19 protein-coding genes are annotated in these 18615 nt (G+C 60.2%); all 19 read left to right on the top strand.

Annotated elements, in window-relative coordinates; translation table 11 throughout:
- Positions 1 to 34 precede the first annotated feature (34 nt).
- The 19 genes from fliL to HBH25_RS08915 all read left to right on the top strand — a co-directional run bounded on the left by fliL (position 35) and on the right by HBH25_RS08915 (position 18615).
- On the top strand, positions 35 to 550 hold the full coding sequence (gene fliL, locus HBH25_RS08825; protein ID WP_168083540.1) for a flagellar basal body-associated protein FliL: 516 nt from the start codon (positions 35 to 37) through the stop codon (positions 548 to 550).
- Positions 551 to 559: 9 nt separating this feature from the next.
- The gene (fliM, locus tag HBH25_RS08830) at positions 560 to 1528 is read left to right on the top strand and encodes a flagellar motor switch protein FliM (protein WP_168083542.1); all 969 of its coding nucleotides are present in this window, start codon (positions 560 to 562) and stop codon (positions 1526 to 1528) included.
- A 33-nt stretch (positions 1529 to 1561) separates the two neighbouring features.
- Positions 1562 to 2026 (top strand): flagellar motor switch protein FliN, encoded by a 465-nt coding sequence (gene fliN / locus HBH25_RS08835; RefSeq protein ID WP_168083544.1) that lies wholly within the window; start codon positions 1562 to 1564, stop codon positions 2024 to 2026.
- Positions 2026 to 2478 carry a flagellar biosynthetic protein FliO gene (gene fliO, locus HBH25_RS08840; protein ID WP_168083546.1) on the top strand — a complete coding sequence of 151 codons (453 nt, stop codon included), beginning with the start codon at positions 2026 to 2028 and terminating at the stop codon, positions 2476 to 2478. Before fliN ends, fliO begins: the two co-directional genes overlap by 1 nt.
- The gene (gene fliP, locus HBH25_RS08845; RefSeq protein WP_168083548.1) at positions 2478 to 3230 is read left to right on the top strand and encodes a flagellar type III secretion system pore protein FliP; all 753 of its coding nucleotides are present in this window, start codon (positions 2478 to 2480) and stop codon (positions 3228 to 3230) included. Before fliO ends, fliP begins: the two co-directional genes overlap by 1 nt.
- Before the next feature lie 16 nt (positions 3231 to 3246).
- Positions 3247 to 3516: a flagellar biosynthesis protein FliQ gene (gene fliQ, locus HBH25_RS08850; protein ID WP_168083550.1), complete on the top strand. Its 270-nt coding sequence runs from the start codon at positions 3247 to 3249 to the stop codon at positions 3514 to 3516.
- Position 3517: 1 nt separating this feature from the next.
- The gene (fliR, locus tag HBH25_RS08855) at positions 3518 to 4294 is read left to right on the top strand and encodes a flagellar biosynthetic protein FliR (protein WP_168083551.1); all 777 of its coding nucleotides are present in this window, start codon (positions 3518 to 3520) and stop codon (positions 4292 to 4294) included.
- 3 nt (positions 4295 to 4297) lie between these two features.
- Complete coding sequence (gene flhB, locus HBH25_RS08860; RefSeq protein ID WP_168083552.1) at positions 4298 to 5458, top strand: flagellar biosynthesis protein FlhB; 1161 nt, start codon at positions 4298 to 4300, stop codon at positions 5456 to 5458.
- Positions 5459 to 6299: 841 nt separating this feature from the next.
- Positions 6300 to 8417, top strand: a complete 2118-nt coding sequence (gene flhA, locus HBH25_RS08865; RefSeq protein ID WP_168083553.1) for a flagellar biosynthesis protein FlhA — start codon at positions 6300 to 6302, stop codon at positions 8415 to 8417.
- Between the two features lie 11 nt (positions 8418 to 8428).
- Positions 8429 to 9754: a flagellar biosynthesis GTPase FlhF gene (gene flhF, locus HBH25_RS08870; RefSeq protein ID WP_168083554.1), complete on the top strand. Its 1326-nt coding sequence runs from the start codon at positions 8429 to 8431 to the stop codon at positions 9752 to 9754.
- A 165-nt stretch (positions 9755 to 9919) separates the two neighbouring features.
- The gene (gene fleN, locus HBH25_RS08875) at positions 9920 to 10753 is read left to right on the top strand and encodes a flagellar synthesis regulator FleN (RefSeq protein WP_168083555.1); all 834 of its coding nucleotides are present in this window, start codon (positions 9920 to 9922) and stop codon (positions 10751 to 10753) included.
- Positions 10750 to 11493 carry an RNA polymerase sigma factor FliA gene (fliA, locus tag HBH25_RS08880; RefSeq protein ID WP_168083556.1) on the top strand — a complete coding sequence of 248 codons (744 nt, stop codon included), beginning with the start codon at positions 10750 to 10752 and terminating at the stop codon, positions 11491 to 11493. The genes fleN and fliA overlap by 4 nt, the downstream gene beginning before the upstream one ends.
- Before the next feature lie 92 nt (positions 11494 to 11585).
- Positions 11586 to 11960, top strand: a complete 375-nt coding sequence (locus HBH25_RS08885) for a chemotaxis response regulator CheY (RefSeq protein WP_178088909.1) — start codon at positions 11586 to 11588, stop codon at positions 11958 to 11960.
- An 18-nt stretch (positions 11961 to 11978) separates the two neighbouring features.
- A complete protein-coding gene (locus tag HBH25_RS08890; RefSeq protein ID WP_168083558.1) occupies positions 11979 to 12767 on the top strand; it encodes a protein phosphatase CheZ in 789 nt (262 codons plus the stop codon).
- Positions 12768 to 12852: 85 nt separating this feature from the next.
- Positions 12853 to 15024 (top strand): chemotaxis protein CheA, encoded by a 2172-nt coding sequence (locus HBH25_RS08895; protein WP_168083559.1) that lies wholly within the window; start codon positions 12853 to 12855, stop codon positions 15022 to 15024.
- 49 nt (positions 15025 to 15073) lie between these two features.
- Complete coding sequence (locus HBH25_RS08900; protein ID WP_168083561.1) at positions 15074 to 16180, top strand: protein-glutamate methylesterase/protein-glutamine glutaminase; 1107 nt, start codon at positions 15074 to 15076, stop codon at positions 16178 to 16180.
- Positions 16180 to 16923 (top strand): flagellar motor protein, encoded by a 744-nt coding sequence (locus tag HBH25_RS08905; protein ID WP_168083562.1) that lies wholly within the window; start codon positions 16180 to 16182, stop codon positions 16921 to 16923. The genes HBH25_RS08900 and HBH25_RS08905 overlap by 1 nt, the downstream gene beginning before the upstream one ends.
- Complete coding sequence (gene motD, locus HBH25_RS08910; protein WP_168083563.1) at positions 16923 to 17804, top strand: flagellar motor protein MotD; 882 nt, start codon at positions 16923 to 16925, stop codon at positions 17802 to 17804. Before HBH25_RS08905 ends, motD begins: the two co-directional genes overlap by 1 nt.
- A gap of 22 nt (positions 17805 to 17826) precedes the next feature.
- Positions 17827 to 18615, top strand: a complete 789-nt coding sequence (locus HBH25_RS08915; protein WP_168083564.1) for a ParA family protein — start codon at positions 17827 to 17829, stop codon at positions 18613 to 18615.

The raw sequence follows: 18615 nt of genomic DNA on the forward strand, positions 1-18615 counted from the left end.
CAGTTGTAACCCTCTATTGCGACGGAATATTGGCATGGCTAAGAAAGACGAAGATGCAGGCGCGGCCCCCGAGAAAAAGAAGGGCAAGCTCAAACTGATCCTGATCATCGTGATCGCGTTGTTGCTGGCAGTTGGGGGTTCCGTAGGCGGAACCTGGTACTTCATGCACAAGTCCCAGAACAGCAAGGATGAGAAAGCACCTGATGCTGCTGGCGCAGCCGCTGCCAAGCCCGTTGCGATCTATGAGTCATTGTCGCCGGCCTTTGTGGTGAACCTGAACCAGGACGGAAAACAGCGCTATCTTCAGGTCAGCATCACGTTGCTGACCCATGACCAGGCCGGCCTGGATGCCCTGAAAGAGCACCTGCCGGTGATTCGCAATAATCTGGTTATGCTGTTGTCGGGTCAGGATTTCGGCACATTGGCCAGCCCTATCGGGATCGAGATGCTGCGGCAGAAAGCAACGGCCAGCGTTCAGGAAGTGGCGCAGAAAGAGGTTGGCAAACTGGTGGTGGACCAACTGCTGTTCACCAATTTCGTATTGCAATAGGAAGCCCTCATGGCCATGCAGGACCTGTTGTCACAGGACGAGATCGACGCGCTGTTGCATGGCGTGGACGATGGCCTGGTACAGACCGAAACCCTGGTCGAACCGGGCAGTGTCAAAACGTATGACCTCACCACCCAGGACCGCATCGTGCGCGGGCGTATGCCCACCCTGGAAATGATCAACGAGCGGTTTGCCCGCTACACCCGCGTCAGCATGTTCAACCTGTTGCGCCGTTCGGCAGACGTGGCGGTAGGCGGTGTGCAGGTGATGAAATTCGGGGAGTACATCCACTCCCTGTACGTGCCTACCAGCCTTAACCTGGTCAAGATAAAACCCTTGCGTGGGACGGCCTTGTTCATCCTCGACGCGCGCCTGGTGTTCAAGCTGGTCGACAACTTCTTCGGCGGTGACGGGCGCCATGCCAAGATCGAGGGCCGGGAGTTTACCCCCACCGAGCTTCGCGTCGTGCGCATGGTGCTGGACCAATGCTTCATTGACCTTAAGGAAGCCTGGCACGCGATCATGGAGGTGAACTTCGAGTTCATACAGTCCGAAGTGAACCCTGCCATGGCCAATATCGTGGGCCCGAGCGAGGCCGTGGTGGTGTCCACCTTCCATGTGGAAATGGACGGCGGTGGCGGTGACCTGCACGTGGCCATGCCTTATTCAATGGTCGAGCCCATGCGAGAAATGCTCGACGCCGGCTTCCAATCGGACCTGGACGACCAGGACGAGCGCTGGATCAAGGCGCTGCGCGAGGACGTGCTGGACGTGTCTGTGCCGCTTTCGGCCACTGTTGCCCGTCGTCAGCTCAAGCTGCGCGACATTCTGCACATGCAGCCTGGGGACGTGATCCCTGTAGAGCTGCCGGAAGAACTCATCATGCGCGCCAATGGCGTACCCGCGTTCAAGGCGCGCCTGGGCTCCCACAAGGGGACCCTGTCGCTGCAGATCACGACACCGGTCGAACGCCGCTGACGCGCGTCAAACATCGAATACTGAGGAAAGACCATGGCTGATGATAAAGACACCCCTGCCGACGACCAGGCTTTGGCTGACGAGTGGGCAGCGGCCCTGAATGAGTCTGGCGACGGTGGCCAGGCTGATATTGATGCCTTGCTGCAGGCCGATGCGGCGGCCAAGCCCGCAGGCACACGGCTGCCGATGGAAGAGTTTGGCTCTTCCCCCAAGTTCTCCGAATCCCAAGGCATGGAAGGTCCGAACCTGGATGTGATCCTGGACATTCCTGTCACCATTTCCATGGAAGTGGGGGCCACGGAGATCAACATCCGCAACTTGTTGCAGCTCAACCAAGGTTCGGTGATCGAACTGGACCGTTTGGCGGGGGAACCGCTGGATGTGCTGGTCAACGGCACGCTGGTTGCTCACGGCGAGGTGGTGGTTGTGAACGAAAAATTCGGCATCCGGCTCACTGACGTGATCAGCCCCGCCGAACGCATCAAGAAGCTGCGCTGATGCGAGCGTGGCTGGCAATGATGTTAAGCGTGCCGCTCATGGCGATGGCGGCAGAGCCGGCGGTGGTTGCGCCCGCTGCCCCGCCTGCGCCTGCGGTGAGTGCTGGCGCGGGTATGGCCGGCCAGCTTGGGCAGACGGCCCTGGGCCTGCTGGCCGTGGTGGGGGTGATTCTCGGCCTGGCCTGGGTGCTGAGGCGCCTGCAGCAGGTGCGTCCGGGTGGCGGCCAGGTGATCGAGGTGCTGGGCGCTCGTGCGTTAGGCCCCAGGGACCGGCTGATCCTGGTGCAGGTGGGGCAGGAACAGATTCTGCTGGGGCTGTCCCCTGGCCGTATTACACCGCTGCACGTGTTGGCTCACCCCGTAGCAGCGCCTGCGCCGGGTGAGCCTGTGGCGCCTGAGTTCGCCCAGCGGCTGATGGAACTGCTGGGTAAAGACAATAAGGACAAGAAGTGATGCGTCACTTGCGCTGGTTGATTCCCCTATGCGGGGTGCTGTTCGCCCCTTGCGTACTGGCTGCCGACCCGCTGTCGCTGCCGGCGATTACCATGACCACCGGCGCCAATGGGCAGCAGGAGTACTCGGTCAGCCTGCAGATACTTGCGATCATGACGGCGCTGAGCTTCATTCCTGCGTTCGTGATGCTCATGACCAGCTTTACCCGCATCATTATTGTGTTCTCCATCCTGCGTCAGGCCCTCGGCCTGCAGCAAACGCCCTCCAACCAGTTGCTCACCGGCATGGCACTGTTCCTGACCCTGTTCATCATGGCGCCGGTGTTCGACCGGGTGAATAACGACGCCTTGCAGCCTTACCTGGCAGAAACCATGAGTGCCCAGGATGCGCTGGCCAAGGCCGAGGTCCCTATCAAGGACTTTATGCTGGGGCAGACGCGCCAGAGCGACCTGGACATGTTCATGCGGCTTTCCCGGCGCACGGATATTCCCAGTGCAGACCAGGCGCCCCTGACCATTCTGGTTCCAGCGTTTGTCACCTCAGAGCTGAAAACGGCGTTCCAGATCGGCTTCATGATCTTCATTCCGTTTCTGATCATCGACTTGGTGGTTGCCAGTGTATTGATGGCCATGGGGATGATGATGCTGTCGCCCCTGATCATTTCATTGCCATTCAAGATCATGCTGTTCGTGCTGGTAGACGGCTGGTCATTGATCATCGGTACCCTTGCCGGCAGCTTCGGCGGCGTTTGATTCACAGGAGCCGGCCATGACCCCGGAAGTTGCCACAGACCTGTTCCGCGAAGCCCTTTGGCTGACTACCATCATGGTGGCCATTCTGGTATTGCCCAGCCTACTGGTGGGCCTCCTCGTGGCGATGTTCCAGGCCGCGACCCAGATCAACGAACAGACCCTAAGCTTCCTGCCTCGCATGTTGGTGATGCTGGTTACGCTGATCGTGCTGGGGCCGTGGATCGTGCAGAAGTTCATGGAGTACATCACAGGCTTGTACACCAGCATTCCTGGATTGATCGGCTAGCATGCTGGCACTTACCGACACCCAGATCGGCAGTTGGGTCGCCTCGTTCATATTGCCCCTGTTTCGGGTAATGGCCCTGCTGATGACCATGCCGCTGTTTGGGGGCAACACGGTGTCGTCACGGGTTCGGCTGTATTTCGCCCTGGCAATTACAGTAGTGATCGTACCGGGGCTGCCTGCCATGCCTGAAGTCCATGCCTTGGACCTGAGCGCCTTGCTGCTGGTGGCCGAGCAGATCATCGTCGGCGCCCTCATGGGCCTGTCCATTCACTTCCTGTTCCAGGCCTTTGTGATTGCAGGGCAGATTGTGGCGATCCAGATGGGCATGGCCTTTGCGTCGATGGTAGACCCTACCAACGGCGTGAACGTGGCAGTGGTCAGCCAGTTCTTCAACATGCTGGTCACCTTGTTGTTTCTCACCATGAACGGGCACCTGGTGGTGTTCGAAGTGCTCACGGACAGCTTTACCACCTTGCCAGTAGGCCATGCACTGTCCACGGCCCAGTTCTGGGACCTGGTAACACGGGTAGGCTGGGTACTAGGTGCATCGTTAATGCTGGTGTTGCCTGCGGTCACGGCACTGCTGGTGGTCAACGTCGCCTTGGGCATCATGACGCGCGCAGCCCCACAGCTGAATATCTTTTCCGTAGGCATGCCCATGACCCTGGTGCTGGGCATGATCATTCTGTGGATCAACATGGCGGACATTCTCAACCAGTACCAGCCGCTGGCCATGGAAAGCCTGCGTTGGCTGCGTGCGCTGACTGAAGTGAGGTGAGCGGTGGCTGAGAGCGAAAGCGGCGCAGACAAGACAGAAGACCCCACAGACAAACGAAAGAAAGACTCCAGGGAAAAAGGTGAGATCACCCGGTCCAAGGAGCTCAACACCTTTGTGGTCATGCTTGCAGGGGTTGGCGGCATTCTGGCGTTCGGCGGCGCATTGGCCGAAGCGCTGATGGCCATCATGAAGTACAGTTTTACCCTGCGCCGTGAAGTGCTGACCGACACTAACCAGATGGCGTTGTTTCTGTTCAGCGCCGGCAAAATGGCCCTGCAGGCCGTCCAGCCCATTCTTACTGTACTGCTGCTGGCGGCGATCATTGGCCCTATCTGCCTGGGCGGCTGGTTGTTCGCCGCAGGTTCGATGGCACCGAAATTCAGCCGCATGAACCCGGCCAGCGGGCTTAAGCGCATGTTCTCCAAGAATGCGTTGACCGAGTTGCTAAAGGCGCTAGGTAAATTCGGGATCACCATGGCCGTGGCTGTGTGGGTACTCAGGCGCGACCAGGCCGACCTGCTGGCCATCGCCCATGAGCCCTTGGAAACGGCCATTGCCCATTCCCTCCAGGTGGTGGGGTGGAGCGCCTTGTACATGGCCTTGGGGCTGTTGCTCATTGCGGCCATCGACGTGCCCTTGCAGCTGTATCAAGGCAAGGAAAAGCTCAAGATGACCAAGCAGGAAGTACGCGACGAGCACAAGGACGCCGAAGGGCGGCCTGAAGTGAAAGGGCGTATCCGGCAGATGCAACGGGAAATGTCCCAGCGGCGGATGATGACCAACATCCCCCAGGCGGATGTGATCATCACTAACCCTACCCACTTCGCAGTGGCCTTGAAGTACGACGCCGATAGCGGCGGGGCGCCTATGCTGTTGGCCAAGGGTGTGGACATGCTGGCCCTGAAAATTCGCGAGATCGGCGTGGCCCACCAGGTGCAGGTACTTGAATCCCCAGCACTGGCGCGCTCCATCTACTATTCCACGGAAATCGACCAGCAGATCCCGTCAGGCCTTTACCTGGCCGTGGCCCAGGTGCTGGCGTACGTGTACCAGATCCGCCAATACCGCCCCGGTAACGGTCCCCGCCCTGAAGCGCCAAAAAACGTACCCATCCCGACTGACCTGCAACGCAATGAGACCGGCGAGGCACCGCCGGAGGGTTAAGCCGCCAATTTCGCCCGCTGCACCCGCGCTGCACCCGCGCTGCACCCGCGCTTCGCAGGCTCCCACAGATGGTATGTCGTACGCTGCCGGTGTAGGACTGGGCGTAGCCGAAGGCGGAGACCGGGAACCTAAGGCGCCGCCGCACGGCTGAGGTGCCAATTTCGCCCGCTGCGCCCGCGCTTCGCCCGCGCTGCACCCGCGCTTCGCAGACTCCCACAGGTGGTGTGTCGTACGCTGCCGGTGTAGGACTGGGCGTAGCCGAAGGCGAAGACCGGGAACCTAAGACGCCCCCACACGGCTGAGGTGCCAGGTTCGCCCGCTTCGCCCGCGCTTCGCCCGCGCTTCGCAGGCTCCCACAGATGGTGTGTCGTACGCTGCCGGTGTAGGACTGGGCGTAGCCGAAGGCGAAGACCGGGAGCCTAAGACGCCGCCGCACGGCTGAGTTGCCAAGTTCGCCCGCTGCGCCCGCGCTGCGCCCGCGCTTCGCCCGCGCTTCGCAGGCTCCCACAGGTGGTGTGTCGTACGCTGCCGGTGTAGGACTGGGCGTAGCCGAAGGCGGAGACCGGGAACCTAAGACGCTCCCACACGGCTGAGGTGCCAGGTTCGCCCGCTTCGCCCGCGCTTCGCAGGCTCCCACAGATGGTGTGTCGTACGCTGCCGGTGTAGGGCTAGGCGTAGCCAAAGGCGGAGACCGGGAATCGATCACTCACTGACGTGTGTCCTCCACATTTGCCCTCGATTGAACGCTACTCGGCAGGCAGTGCCATAACTGGAGAGCTTTTTGCACTGGCCCCTGGAAAGCGCGTAAGCGTCAAAAGTTTGTGGGGAATGAAAGATGGCGATGGACAGGACTCAATTGATCAGCGGCGCGCGCAGCTTGAGCCAGGGCAACCTGGGGGTGCCGCTGGCGTTGCTCACCATGCTGGCCATGATGACCCTGCCAGTGCCCACGTTTTTGCTGGACGTGTTCTTCACGTTCAACATCGCGCTATCGATCGTGGTGCTGCTGGTGTGCGTGTATGCCATGCGACCACTGGACTTCGCAGCCTTCCCTACCATTCTGCTGGTGGCCACGCTATTGAGGCTGGCGCTGAACGTGGCCTCTACTCGCGTGGTGCTGCTCCATGGCCATGAAGGCCACCAGGCGGCGGGGAAGGTGATCCAGGCGTTCGGTGAAGTGGTGATCGGCGGCAACTACGTGGTAGGTGCGGTGGTGTTTGCCATCTTGATGATCATCAACTTCGTGGTAGTCACCAAGGGCGCTGGCCGTATTTCCGAAGTGAGCGCGCGGTTTACCCTGGACGCCATGCCGGGTAAACAGATGGCTATTGACGCGGACCTCAACGCTGGCCTGATCGACCAGGCAGCGGCCAAACACCGCCGGGCCGAAGTCGCCCAGGAAGCAGAGTTCTATGGCTCCATGGACGGTGCCAGCAAGTTCGTGCGCGGGGATGCCGTGGCGGGCCTGCTCATCCTGTTCATCAACCTGATCGGTGGCATGGCCATCGGTATCCTTCAGCACGGGCTGACCGTCGCAGACGCTGGCAGCACCTATGCACTGCTGACCATCGGTGACGGCCTGGTTGCGCAGTTGCCGTCGCTGCTGCTGTCCACAGCCGCCGCCATCATGGTCACCCGTGCCTCCGGTTCCGAGGACATGGGCCGGCAGATCAGCCGGCAAATGTTCAATTCGCCCAAGGCTCTTGGAGTGTCCGCCTTGCTGATGGCGGTGATGGGCATGGTGCCGGGCATGCCCCATATCGCTTTCCTGTCGTTGGCGGCAGCGGCGGGTGGCGGCGCCTACCTGTTATGGAAAAAGCAGAACGAGATCAAGGTGGCGGCGGCGGCCGAAGTCCAGCGCCAGCAGGAACTGCTGCCGTCCCCACAGCGCTCTCAGGAAACCAAGGAGCTAGGTTGGGATGATGTCACACCTATCGACATGATCGGCCTGGAAGTGGGCTACCGCTTGATTCCTCTAGTAGACCGCAACCAGGGCGGGCAACTGCTGGCCCGTATCAAAGGCGTTCGCAAGAAACTGTCCCAGGACCTGGGCTTCTTGATGCCTACGGTCCACATCCGCGACAACCTGGACCTGGCACCCAGCGCCTATCGGCTAACCTTGATGGGAGTGATCCTTGCTGAGGCCGAGATTTATCCGGACCGTGAACTGGCCATCAACCCAGGCCAGGTATTCGGCTCGTTGAACGGTATCCAGGCCCGTGACCCAGCTTTCGGGCTGGAAGCGGTGTGGATCGAGATCAGTGCGCGCAGCCAAGCCCAGTCCCTGGGCTACACCGTGGTTGACGCCAGTACGGTGGTTGCCACTCACCTGAACCAGATTCTTCAAAAGCATGCCCATGAGCTGATCGGCCATGAAGAAGTTCAGCAATTGCTGCAAGTGCTGGCCAAAGGTTCGCCGAAGCTGGCAGAAGAGCTGGTGCCTGGGCTGATTACCTTGTCTGCTTTACTCAAAGTGTTGCAGGCACTGTTGGCTGAGCAAGTGCCGGTGCGAGACATCCGCAGCATTGCCGAAGCTATCGCTAACAGTGGGGTAAGGAGTCAAGATACCGCCGCGCTTGTGAGTGCCGTACGGGCTGGTTTATCCCGCGCAATCGTGCAAAGCATTGTGGGGACTGAGTCGCAGCTGCCTGTGATCACCCTTGAGCCGAAGTTGGAACAGATATTGCTCAATAGTATTCAGAAGGCGGGAATGGGTCAGGAAGAAGGCGTTTTGCTAGAACCCAGCATGGCTGAACGGCTGCAGCGTTCATTGATTGACGCCTCACAACGTCAGGAGATGCAGGGCCAGCCCGCCATTCTGCTGGTAGCCGGGCCCATCCGCACGATGCTTTCACGCTTCGGTCGGCTCGCAGTGCCTAACCTTCATGTGTTGGCGTATCAGGAAATACCGGACAACAAGCAAGTTACGATCGTGGCGACAGTAGGGCCCAACGGCTGAGGTAGCGGGATATGCAAGTGAAGCGTTTTTTCGCAGCGGACATGCGTCAAGCCATGAAACTGGTGCGTGACGAGCTGGGCGCTGATGCCGCGATCATCGGCAACCGCCGCATTGCTGGCGGGGTGGAACTGACTGCAGCCTTGGATTACAAACTGTCGGCGCTAGCCCCACGCGTGCCTAACGTGGCGCTGGAAGATGAACTGCGAAAAACCCAGTCCCGCATTGTGTCGGCCCAGGCCGAACTGGACACCCGGAGCCACGGCGACGGCGTGGTCAATCGCCAATTGGTGGCGGGCCTGCCTTTGACCGCTGCCGAGCCGCTGATCGAACCCACATTGACTGAAGCGCCTCGTGTGCATGCGTCAGCGGTAACCCCTGAAGCTTCTCCTGTAGACCAGCGCCTGTTCGACTCCATGCGCTCGGAGCTATCCGGGTTGCGTGAATTGCTGGAGGTTCAGCTGGGCTCACTGGCGTGGACGCAGCTTCAGGGCAGCCGGCCCGACCAGGCCACCTTGTGGCGCAAACTGCAACGCATCGGTTTGTCTGGCCCCTTGGCCCGTGACCTGCTGGAACAGGTTGGCGACGTGGAAGACCCCCGTCAGGCCTGGCGCCTGGTGCTGGCCCATCTGGCTCGCATGATCGCTACGCCCGAAGTGGAGCCGCTCGAAGAGGGTGGGGTCATTGCCATGGTCGGGCCTGCCGGTATGGGCAAAACAACTACGCTAGCCAAGCTTGCTGCCCGATACGTACTTAAATACGGCGCGCAAAACATTGCGTTAGTAAGCATGGACAGTTTTCGTATTGGCGCCCAGGAACAACTTAAAACCTTGGGCCGAATTCTCAACGTGCCGGTTACCCAGGTGGACCCTGGCCAGTCCTTGGCGCAAGCCTTGGAGCCGCTGCTACGCAAGCGTGTCGTGCTGATCGATACCGCAGGGCTGCAAGCCAGTGACCCGGCCCTCAAGCTGCAGCTGGAAAGCTTGGCTGGGCGTGGGATTCGCGCACGCAATTACCTGGTGCTGGCTACTACCAGCCAGAAGCAGGTACTGACTGCGGCTTACCACAGTTACAAGCGGTGCGGCCTGGCAGGTTGTATCCTTACCAAGCTTGATGAAACGGCAAGCCTGGGTGAAGTGCTGAGCCTGGCCATTGGTCATCAACTGCCCGTGGCTTACCTGACCGATGGCCCACGTATACCAGACGATGTGCACCTGCCCCGCAAGCACCAGTTGGTCAGCCGTGCGGTCAGCGTGCAGATGCAGGAGGAACCCAGCGAAGAGGCCATGGCCGACATGTTCGCCGACCTCTACCACAGCCCCAGCAAGCGCGCGGGCTGAGGTGAATGAATATGAATGAATGCATGCGCAAGTGGTTGCGCGCCAGCGAACCTCGGGGTTCGCTGTCCAGCTTGAAACCGACCTCCACCATGGGCAGCGTCAATTGGCCTGCAGGGCCAGCGTGCCATGGTGTAGCCAGTGTCTCAGTGACAAGGTAAAGAACGAATGGGCAGCATGCATCCCGTACAGGTGATCGCGGTGACCGGCGGCAAAGGTGGCGTCGGCAAGACAAACGTGTCAGTGAACCTTTCTCTGGCGTTGGCTGAGCTTGGCCGCCGGGTGATGCTCCTGGACGCCGACCTTGGCCTGGCCAACGTGGACGTACTGCTGGGGCTTACGCCCAAGCGTACGCTTGCCGACGTGATCGAAGGGCGCTGTGAACTGCGCGATGTACTTCTGCAGGGGCCGGGAGGTATCCGAATTGTGCCGGCGGCGTCGGGTACCCAGACCATGGTTCACCTGACTCCAGCCCAACACGCGGGCCTTATTCAGGCCTTCAGCGAAATTGGCGACAACTTGGATGTGCTGGTGATCGATACGGCCGCAGGCATCGGCGATTCCGTGGTGAGCTTTGTGCGCGCGGCCCAGGAAGTGCTGTTGGTGGTCTGCGACGAGCCCACGTCCATCACCGATGCGTATGCCCTGATCAAGTTGCTTAATCGTGATTACGGTATGAACCGCTTCCGGGTATTGGCCAACATGGCCCAGAGTCCCCAGGAAGGGCGCAACCTGTTTGCCAAGCTCACCAAGGTAACTGACCGTTTCCTTGATGTGGCACTCCAATACGTAGGTGCGGTGCCGTATGACGAAACCGTACGCAAGGCCGTCCAGAAACAGCGGGCTGTGTATGAAGCATTCCCGCGCTCGAAATGTGCCTTGGCCTTCAAGGCCATCGCTCAGAAAGTCGACACTTGGCCGCTGCCCGCTAACCCGCGGGGGCACCTGGAGTTCTTTGTCGAACGTTTGGTACAGCAAACCAGTGCGGGGCCTGTCTCATGAGCGCCAGTGGATACCGGATGTACAACAATGCTTCTCGGCAATCGCAGCAGCATGAACTGATCGAGCGGTACGCCCCGCTGGTGAAGCGAATCGCCTACCATTTGCTGGCACGGTTGCCAGCCAGTGTTCAGGTAGAAGACCTGATCCAGGCAGGCATGATCGGTTTGCTTGAAGTGGCCAACAAATACGATGCCAGCAAAGGGGCGAGTTTCGAGACCTATGCCGGTATTCGTATTCGCGGCGCCATGCTGGACGAGGTACGAAAAGGTGACTGGGCGCCTCGTTCGGTCCATCGCAATACCCGTACCGTGACCGACGCTATTCGAAAAATTGAAGCAAGAACGGGCCGTGAGGCTAAAGATCACGAGGTTGCTGCCGAACTCAACATCAAGCTCGAGGATTATTACTCGATGCTTAACGATACGTTGGGTAGCCGCCTGTTCAGTTTCGACGACCTGTTGCAGGACGGCGAACACGAAGGTTTGCATGAAGACGGCGCCGGCGGCAGTGGCGAACCGGCCCGTGGGCTGGAAGATGAACGCTTCCAGGGCGCGTTGGCCGATGCCATTGCCAACCTTCCGGAGCGGGAGCGGCTGATATTGTCGCTCTATTACGACGAGGAGCTGAACCTCAAGGAAATCGGTGAAGTGCTGGGGGTCAGCGAGTCACGTGTAAGCCAGTTGCACAGCCAGTGCGCAGCACGTTTGCGCAGCCGCCTGGGTGAATGGCGAGCACGTTGAAGCAGTCCTGAAGGTATAGGTATTAACGAATTGAACCGCGCGGCCCGGAGAGGCCGCGTTCGAGACTGCTGGAGGTCTACTTGGACAAGAACATGAAAATCCTGATCGTTGACGATTTCTCGACGATGAGGCGGATCATCAAGAACCTGTTGCGCGACCTGGGGTTTACTAACACATCCGAAGCCGATGATGGCAACACGGCGCTGCCCATGCTGCAAAGTGGCGCGTTCGACTTTCTGGTAACGGACTGGAACATGCCTGGCATGACCGGCATCGAGCTGTTGCGTACTGTCCGGGCCGATGACCGCCTCAAGCACCTGCCGGTATTGATGGTAACAGCCGAGGCCAAGCGGGAGCAGATCATCGAGGCGGCCCAGGCCGGAGTAAACGGTTACGTGGTCAAGCCTTTCACTGCGCAAGTGCTGAAAGAAAAGATCGATAAAATCTTCGAGCGCGTCAACAGCTGAGGCCGCACAGGGGGCGTCATGGAGTCCAGTAATACGTCGTTGGGGGACTTCGAGTCCACCCTGAAAAGCCATGCCCGTCAGTTAGTGGAGAGCCTCGAAAAAGGTCACTTCGGCGACGCGGTGCAATTGATCTCTGAACTCAACCAGGCCCGCGATCGCGGGCTGTACATGGAAGTGGGCAAGCTCACCCGTGAGCTGCACAGCGCTATTGTCAACTTCCAGATCGACCCTCGCTCACCTAAGGCCGAGGAGGTGTCCCAGATTACGGATGCCACCGAGCGGCTGGACTACGTGGTGCGGCTAACCGAAAACGCTGCCAATCGCACCATGGACCTGGTAGAGCAGAGCACGCCTGTGGTGCACAGCTTTGCCGAAGACGCCCATGCACTGCGTGAGGACTGGCAACGCTTCATGCGCCGTGAAGTGGATGCAGAGGCGTTTCGAGACCTGGTCAAGCGGGTGGATGCCTTCCTGGTACGCAGCGAAAGCGATGCGGCGGCTTTGTCGTCCCACTTGAATGACATCTTGCTGGCACAGGACTACCAGGACCTTACCGGCCAGGTCATCAAGCGCGTCACCACCCTGGTAACGGACGTGGAAGCGAACCTGCTCAAGCTGGTGCTCATGGCCAGCCAGGTGGAGCGTGTGGCTGGCATCGAGCATGATCCCGCTAGTCTGGTTGCAGAAAAAAAATCGGAAAAAGATGCCTTCAAGGGTGAAGGTCCGCAGATTCATGCCGATAAGCGTGAAGACGTCGTATCCGGTCAGGACGATGTGGATGATCTTCTGTCCAGCCTGGGTTTCTGAACCCTGTTTGGCGGAACCATCGAACAGGCGCTGAACTGCGCTATCCGGGCCGGATGCCACTTACAGAATTGAGGGAGCAACCCGTATGAGCTTCGGCGCCGATGAAGAGATCCTCCAGGACTTCCTGGTAGAGGCCGGCGAGATCCTGGAGCAGTTGTCCGAACAGTTGGTGGAGCTGGAAAGCCGCCCCGACGACGCGAACCTGCTCAATGCGATTTTTCGTGGTTTTCACACTGTCAAGGGCGGCGCCGGCTTCCTCCAGCTCAATGAGCTGGTCGAGTGCTGCCACATCGCCGAAAACGTGTTCGACATCCTTCGCAAGGGGGAGCGCCGCGTTGATTCCGAACTGATGGACGTTGTGCTGGAGGCCCTCGATACGGTCAACAGCATGTTCGGCCAAGTGCGTGAGCGCTCTGCGCTTACCCCAGCAACTCCAGAGCTACTGGCCGCCCTGGCACGGTTGGCAGAACCTGCTGGTGCCGCGCCAGCACCCGTTGCGCCCCCCGTAGCCGCCCCTGTGGCAGCGCCAGTGGCCACGCCCTTCGAAGCCTTGCTGGAAAGCCTGGACGAAGAGCCGGCAGGTGCTGTACAGAGCGATGAAATTACCGATGCCGAGTTCGAATCCCTGCTCGACCAGCTTCATGGCAAGGGGCAGCCGGCCGCTCACGTGACCGCACCGTCCCCAGCTACGCCGGTGGCGCCTGCGGCCGGAGATGAAATCACCGACGCCGAGTTCGAGTCCCTGCTGGACCAGCTTCATGGCAAAGGTAGCTTCGCTGCTGACAACTTGCCAGGCGCCCAGACGGCACCGCCTGTGGTCGCCACTGCACCCGCCGCTGCCGGGGGCGGGGACCTGATCACCGACAACGAATTCGAAGCGCTGCTGGACCAGCTCCATGGCAAGGGCAAGTTCAGTGCCGAGAACGGCGCTGAGGCTCCTGCTGGGGCGTCTGCAGTCGCCGCGCCTGCGCCTGCTCCACCCAAGGCCGAACCGGCCCGTGCACCCGCTGCCACGGTTGCGCCCGCTGCCGCGCCGGCACCTGCTGCACGGCCAGCCCCAACTGGTGAGAAGCCTGTTGCCTCTGAAGCTGAGACCACGGTGCGGGTAGACACGGCGCGCCTGGACGAAATCATGAACATGGTGGGCGAACTGGTGCTGGTGCGTAACCGCCTGGTTCGGCTCGGCCTTAACAGCGGGGACGAGGCGATGTCCAAGGCCGTGTCCAACCTGGACGTGGTCACGGCAGACTTGCAAACCGCTGTCATGAAAACCCGCATGCAGCCTATCAAGAAAGTGTTCGGGCGCTTCCCGCGCTTGGTACGCGACTTGGCACGTCAGCTCAAGAAAGAAATCAACCTGGAGCTGGTGGGCGAAGAAACCGACCTGGACAAGAACCTTGTGGAGGCCTTGGCCGACCCGCTGGTCCACTTGGTGCGCAACGCGGTCGACCATGGCGTGGAAATGCCAGGCGAGCGTGAAGAATCCGGTAAGCCTCGCTCAGGCAAGGTGGTGCTGTCGGCCGAGCAGGAAGGCGATCACATCCTGTTGTCCATTTCCGATGACGGCAAGGGTATGGACCCGGCCGTACTGCGTGCCAAAGCGGTTGAGAAGGGGTTGATGGACAAGGATGCGGCCGAGCGCCTCTCCGAGACCGACTGCTACAACCTGATTTTCGCCCCAGGGTTCTCCACCAAGACCGAGATCTCCGACGTCTCTGGCCGTGGCGTGGGCATGGACGTGGTGAAAACCAAGATCTCCCAGCTCAACGGCTCGATCAACATTTACTCGGCCAAGGGCCAGGGCTCGAAGATCGTCATCAAGGTGCCGCTCACCTTGGCAATCATGCCTACCCTGATGGTGATGCTGGGCAACCAGGCCTTTGCCTTCCCACTGGTGAGCGTGAACGAGATCTTCCACCTCGACCTGTCACGCACCAACGTGGTGGATGGCCAGGAAGTGGTGATCGTGCGCGACAAGGCGTTGCCTCTGTTCTACCTCAAGCGCTGGCTGGTACCCGGCGCCGAGGACAGCGAACAGCGTGAGGGCCATGTGGTGATCCTGTCGGTAGGCACGCAACGCATCGGCTTTGTGGTCGACCAGTTGGTGGGCCAGGAAGAAGTGGTCATCAAGCCGCTGGGCAAAATGCTTCAGGGCACACCTGGCATGTCTGGGGCTACCATTACCGGTGACGGTCGCATTGCGCTGATCCTGGACGTTCCGAGCATGCTCAAGCGCTACGCCGCACGGCGTATCTGATACCGCTGCCGCCGGGCCGCAAGGCCCGGCGGTCTGTCACGGAGTAACTATGGCACTCACAGTCCTGGTAGTGGACGACTCGGGGTTTTTCCGCCGCCGCCTTACCGAAATCCTGTCCCAAGATGCCAATATCAAGGTGGTAGGCACCGCCAGCAATGGGCGTGAAGCCATCGACCAAGCCGTTGCGCTCAAGCCTGATGTGATCACCATGGACTATGAAATGCCCATGATGGATGGCATCACGGCCGTTCGCCACATCATGCAGCGGTGCCCAACACCGGTGCTGATGTTTTCCTCGCTTACTCACGAGGGTGCCCGGGTCACTCTGGATGCCTTGGATGCGGGCGCGGTCGATTTCCTGCCCAAGAATTTCGAAGACATTTCCAAAAACCCCGACAAGGTTCGGCAGTTGCTGGTGGAGAAGGTCAGTTCCATCGCGCGTAGCAATCGGCGCCTGGGCGCCAGTACCTATGCCGCTCCGGCACCGGCCGCACGCGAGCCAGCCCCGAGCCGGGCGCCTGTTCGTCCAGCGCCAGCTGCACCGTTGCCCGCACGCCAGGCCGCACCTGCCAACAGCGGCCCGCCCAAGCGCAAGGCCTATAAACTGCTGGCCATTGGCACCTCCACTGGGGGGCCAGTCGCCCTGCAAAAAGTCCTCACTCAACTGCCTGCCAGTTTTCCAGCACCGATCGTGTTGATCCAGCACATGCCTGCCGCCTTTACCAAGGCCTTTGCAGAGCGCCTGGACAAGCTGTGCCGTATTCGTGTGAAGGAAGCCGAGGACGGGGATCAGTTGCGCCCGGGCCTGGCGTTGCTGGCACCAGGTGGCAAGCAGATGATGGTGGACGCACGCGGTGTGGTGAAGATCTTGCCGGGCGACGAACGCTTGAACTACAAGCCTTGCGTGGACATTACCTTCGGGTCAGCCGCTAAATCGTTCGGCGACAAGGTGCTGGCGGTGATTTTGACCGGCATGGGCGCCGATGGCCGTGAAGGGGCGCGCCTGCTTAAGCAAAGTGGTAGCCAGGTGTGGGCACAGGATGAGGCCAGTTGTGTGATCTATGGCATGCCCATGGCCGTCGCCAAGGCGGGTTTGACCGATGCGGTGTACAGCCTGGATGACATGGGTCGCTACCTGTCGGAGGCGTGCCAGTAATGGATGTACTGAGCCTTATCGGCATTATTCTGGCGTTCGTGGCCATCGTAGGCGGCAACTTTCTGGAAGGGGGCCACCTGCCGTCCCTGTTGAACGGGCCCGCAGGCCTGATCGTGCTGGGTGGTACGTTGGCGGCGGCATTGCTGCAAACGCCCATTAGTGCATTCAAGCGCGCCTTGCAGATATTCCCATGGATTTTCTTTCCACCCCGTATCGACATCGCCGGGGGTGTAGACAAGGTTGTAGGCTGGAGCCTGGTTGCCCGCAAGGAGGGCCTGCTAGGGCTGGAAAGCGTGGCTGACGGTGAAGTGGACAGTTATGCCCGCAAAGGCCTGCAATTGCTAGTCGATGGGGCAGACCCGGAAGCGATCCGCAGCATTCTTGAGCTGGACTTCTTCACGCAGGAAGGCCGTGACATCCAGGCCGCCAAGGTATTCGAGTGCATGGGCGGGTATGCGCCTACCATCGGCATCATCGGTGCAGTCATGGGGCTGATTCATGTGATGGGTAACCTGGCCGACCCTTCCCAGCTAGGCAGTGGCATTGCGGTTGCATTCGTTGCGACTATCTACGGTGTGGCGTCAGCCAACCTGGTGTTGCTGCCCGTTGCCAACAAACTCAAGGCGCAGGCGCAGCGCCAGGCCCGCTACCGGGAAATGCTCCTTGAAGGGCTGCTCTCGATTGCTGAAGGCGAAAACCCCCGTTCCATCGAACTCAAGCTGCAAGGCTTCATGGAGCAATGATGCGACGTCGTCGACCGCCAGAAGAACATGAAAACCACGAGCGCTGGCTGGTCTCCTACGCGGACTTCATCACGCTGCTGTTCGCGTTCTTTGTGGTCATGTACTCCATTTCTTCGGTCAACGAAGGCAAATATAAGGTGCTCTCGGATGCCTTGGTTGGCGTGTTCAATGACCAGGATCGCAGCCTCAAACCCATCCCTATCGGCGACGAGCGCCCGCGTACCACGCAGCCGGTCACACCCTTGAAGACCCAAAGCGATGAGCCAGATGCCGCTGTCAGCGAGTCAGATGCGTTCAAGACAATCACGGACGATGTGCGCACGGCGTTTGGTGACCTGATCGCCACCAACCAGTTGACCGTACGTGGTAACGAACTGTGGATTGAGATCGAGCTCAAGTCCGGCTTGCTGTTTGGCAGCGGTGACGCCATTCCAAGCGATCGCGCCTTCGCCATCGTCGAAAAAGTGGCGGGTATTCTCAAGCCCTTTGCCAACCCGGTTCACGTAGAAGGGTTTACAGATAACCAGCCCATTCGAACGGCGCAGTACCCCACCAACTGGGAACTGTCCTCGGCGCGTGCGTCCAGCATTGTGCGCATGCTGGCCATGGATGGCGTGGACCCTAGCCGCCTCGCAGCGGTGGGATACGGGGAATACCAGCCAGTGGCCAGCAACGATGATGCCGACGGGCGCTCGCGCAACCGCCGGGTCGTGCTGGTGATCTCTCGCAACTTGGAGGTACGCCGTAGCCTTACCGGTTCTGGTACGGCCAATGCCAAGCCAGATGCAGCCCTTAAGCGGGCTGGCACACAAAGTGCACCGTCCGCAGCAATACAGCCTGTTCAGGGGCAAGTTGTCAAAACCCCGTCACCGGCGTTGTAAACCCGTTATTGGAACCGTGCACATGAGAGTCTGGGCAGTTGCCAACCAAAAAGGAGGGGTGGGTAAAACCACCACCACCGTCGCGCTTGCCGGCCTGTTGGCCGATGCAGGAAAGCGTGTCGTTGTGGTGGACCTGGACCCTCACGGTTCGTTGACCAGCTACTTCGGCAATGACCCGGATGCCCAGGAGCAAAGCTGTTTCGACCTGTTTCTGCACAAGGGCAGCGTGCCCGATGGCTTGCCACGGCAACTGCTGCTGCCCACCAAAGATGAACGTATTTCGTTGTTGCCCTCTAGTACGGCACTGGCCACGCTGGAGCGCCAGTCCCCTGGCCAAAGCGGGCTGGGCCTGGTAGTCGCCAAGGCCTTGGCTCAGCTCTGGCAGGATTTCGACTACGCCCTGATCGATAGCCCCCCGTTGCTGGGCGTGCTGATGGTCAATGCCCTGGCCGCCAGCCAGCAGCTGGTGGTGCCTGTGCAAACCGAGCACCTGGCGGTCAATGGCCTGGAGCGCATGATCAATACGTTGGCGATGATCAACCGTTCTCGAAAGGTGCCGTTGCCCTACAGCATTGTGCCCACGTTGTTTGACCGCCGTACCCAGGCCTCCCTTGGCACCCTCAAACTGCTGCGTGACCGTTGGGAGAGCAGCGTGTGGGAAGGCTATATTCCGGTTGACACGCGCTTGCGCGACGCCAGCCGGGCCGGTACGGCACCCTCTCGGTTCGACCCTAAAAGCCGTGGGGTCGTGGCGTACCGTGCGCTGCTCAAGCATTTGCTGAGCCAGCAACTTCTGACGCAGGTGGCCTGA

The organism is Pseudomonas quercus (assembly GCF_012033695.1).
Taxonomy (GTDB): domain Bacteria; phylum Pseudomonadota; class Gammaproteobacteria; order Pseudomonadales; family Pseudomonadaceae; genus Aquipseudomonas; species Aquipseudomonas quercus.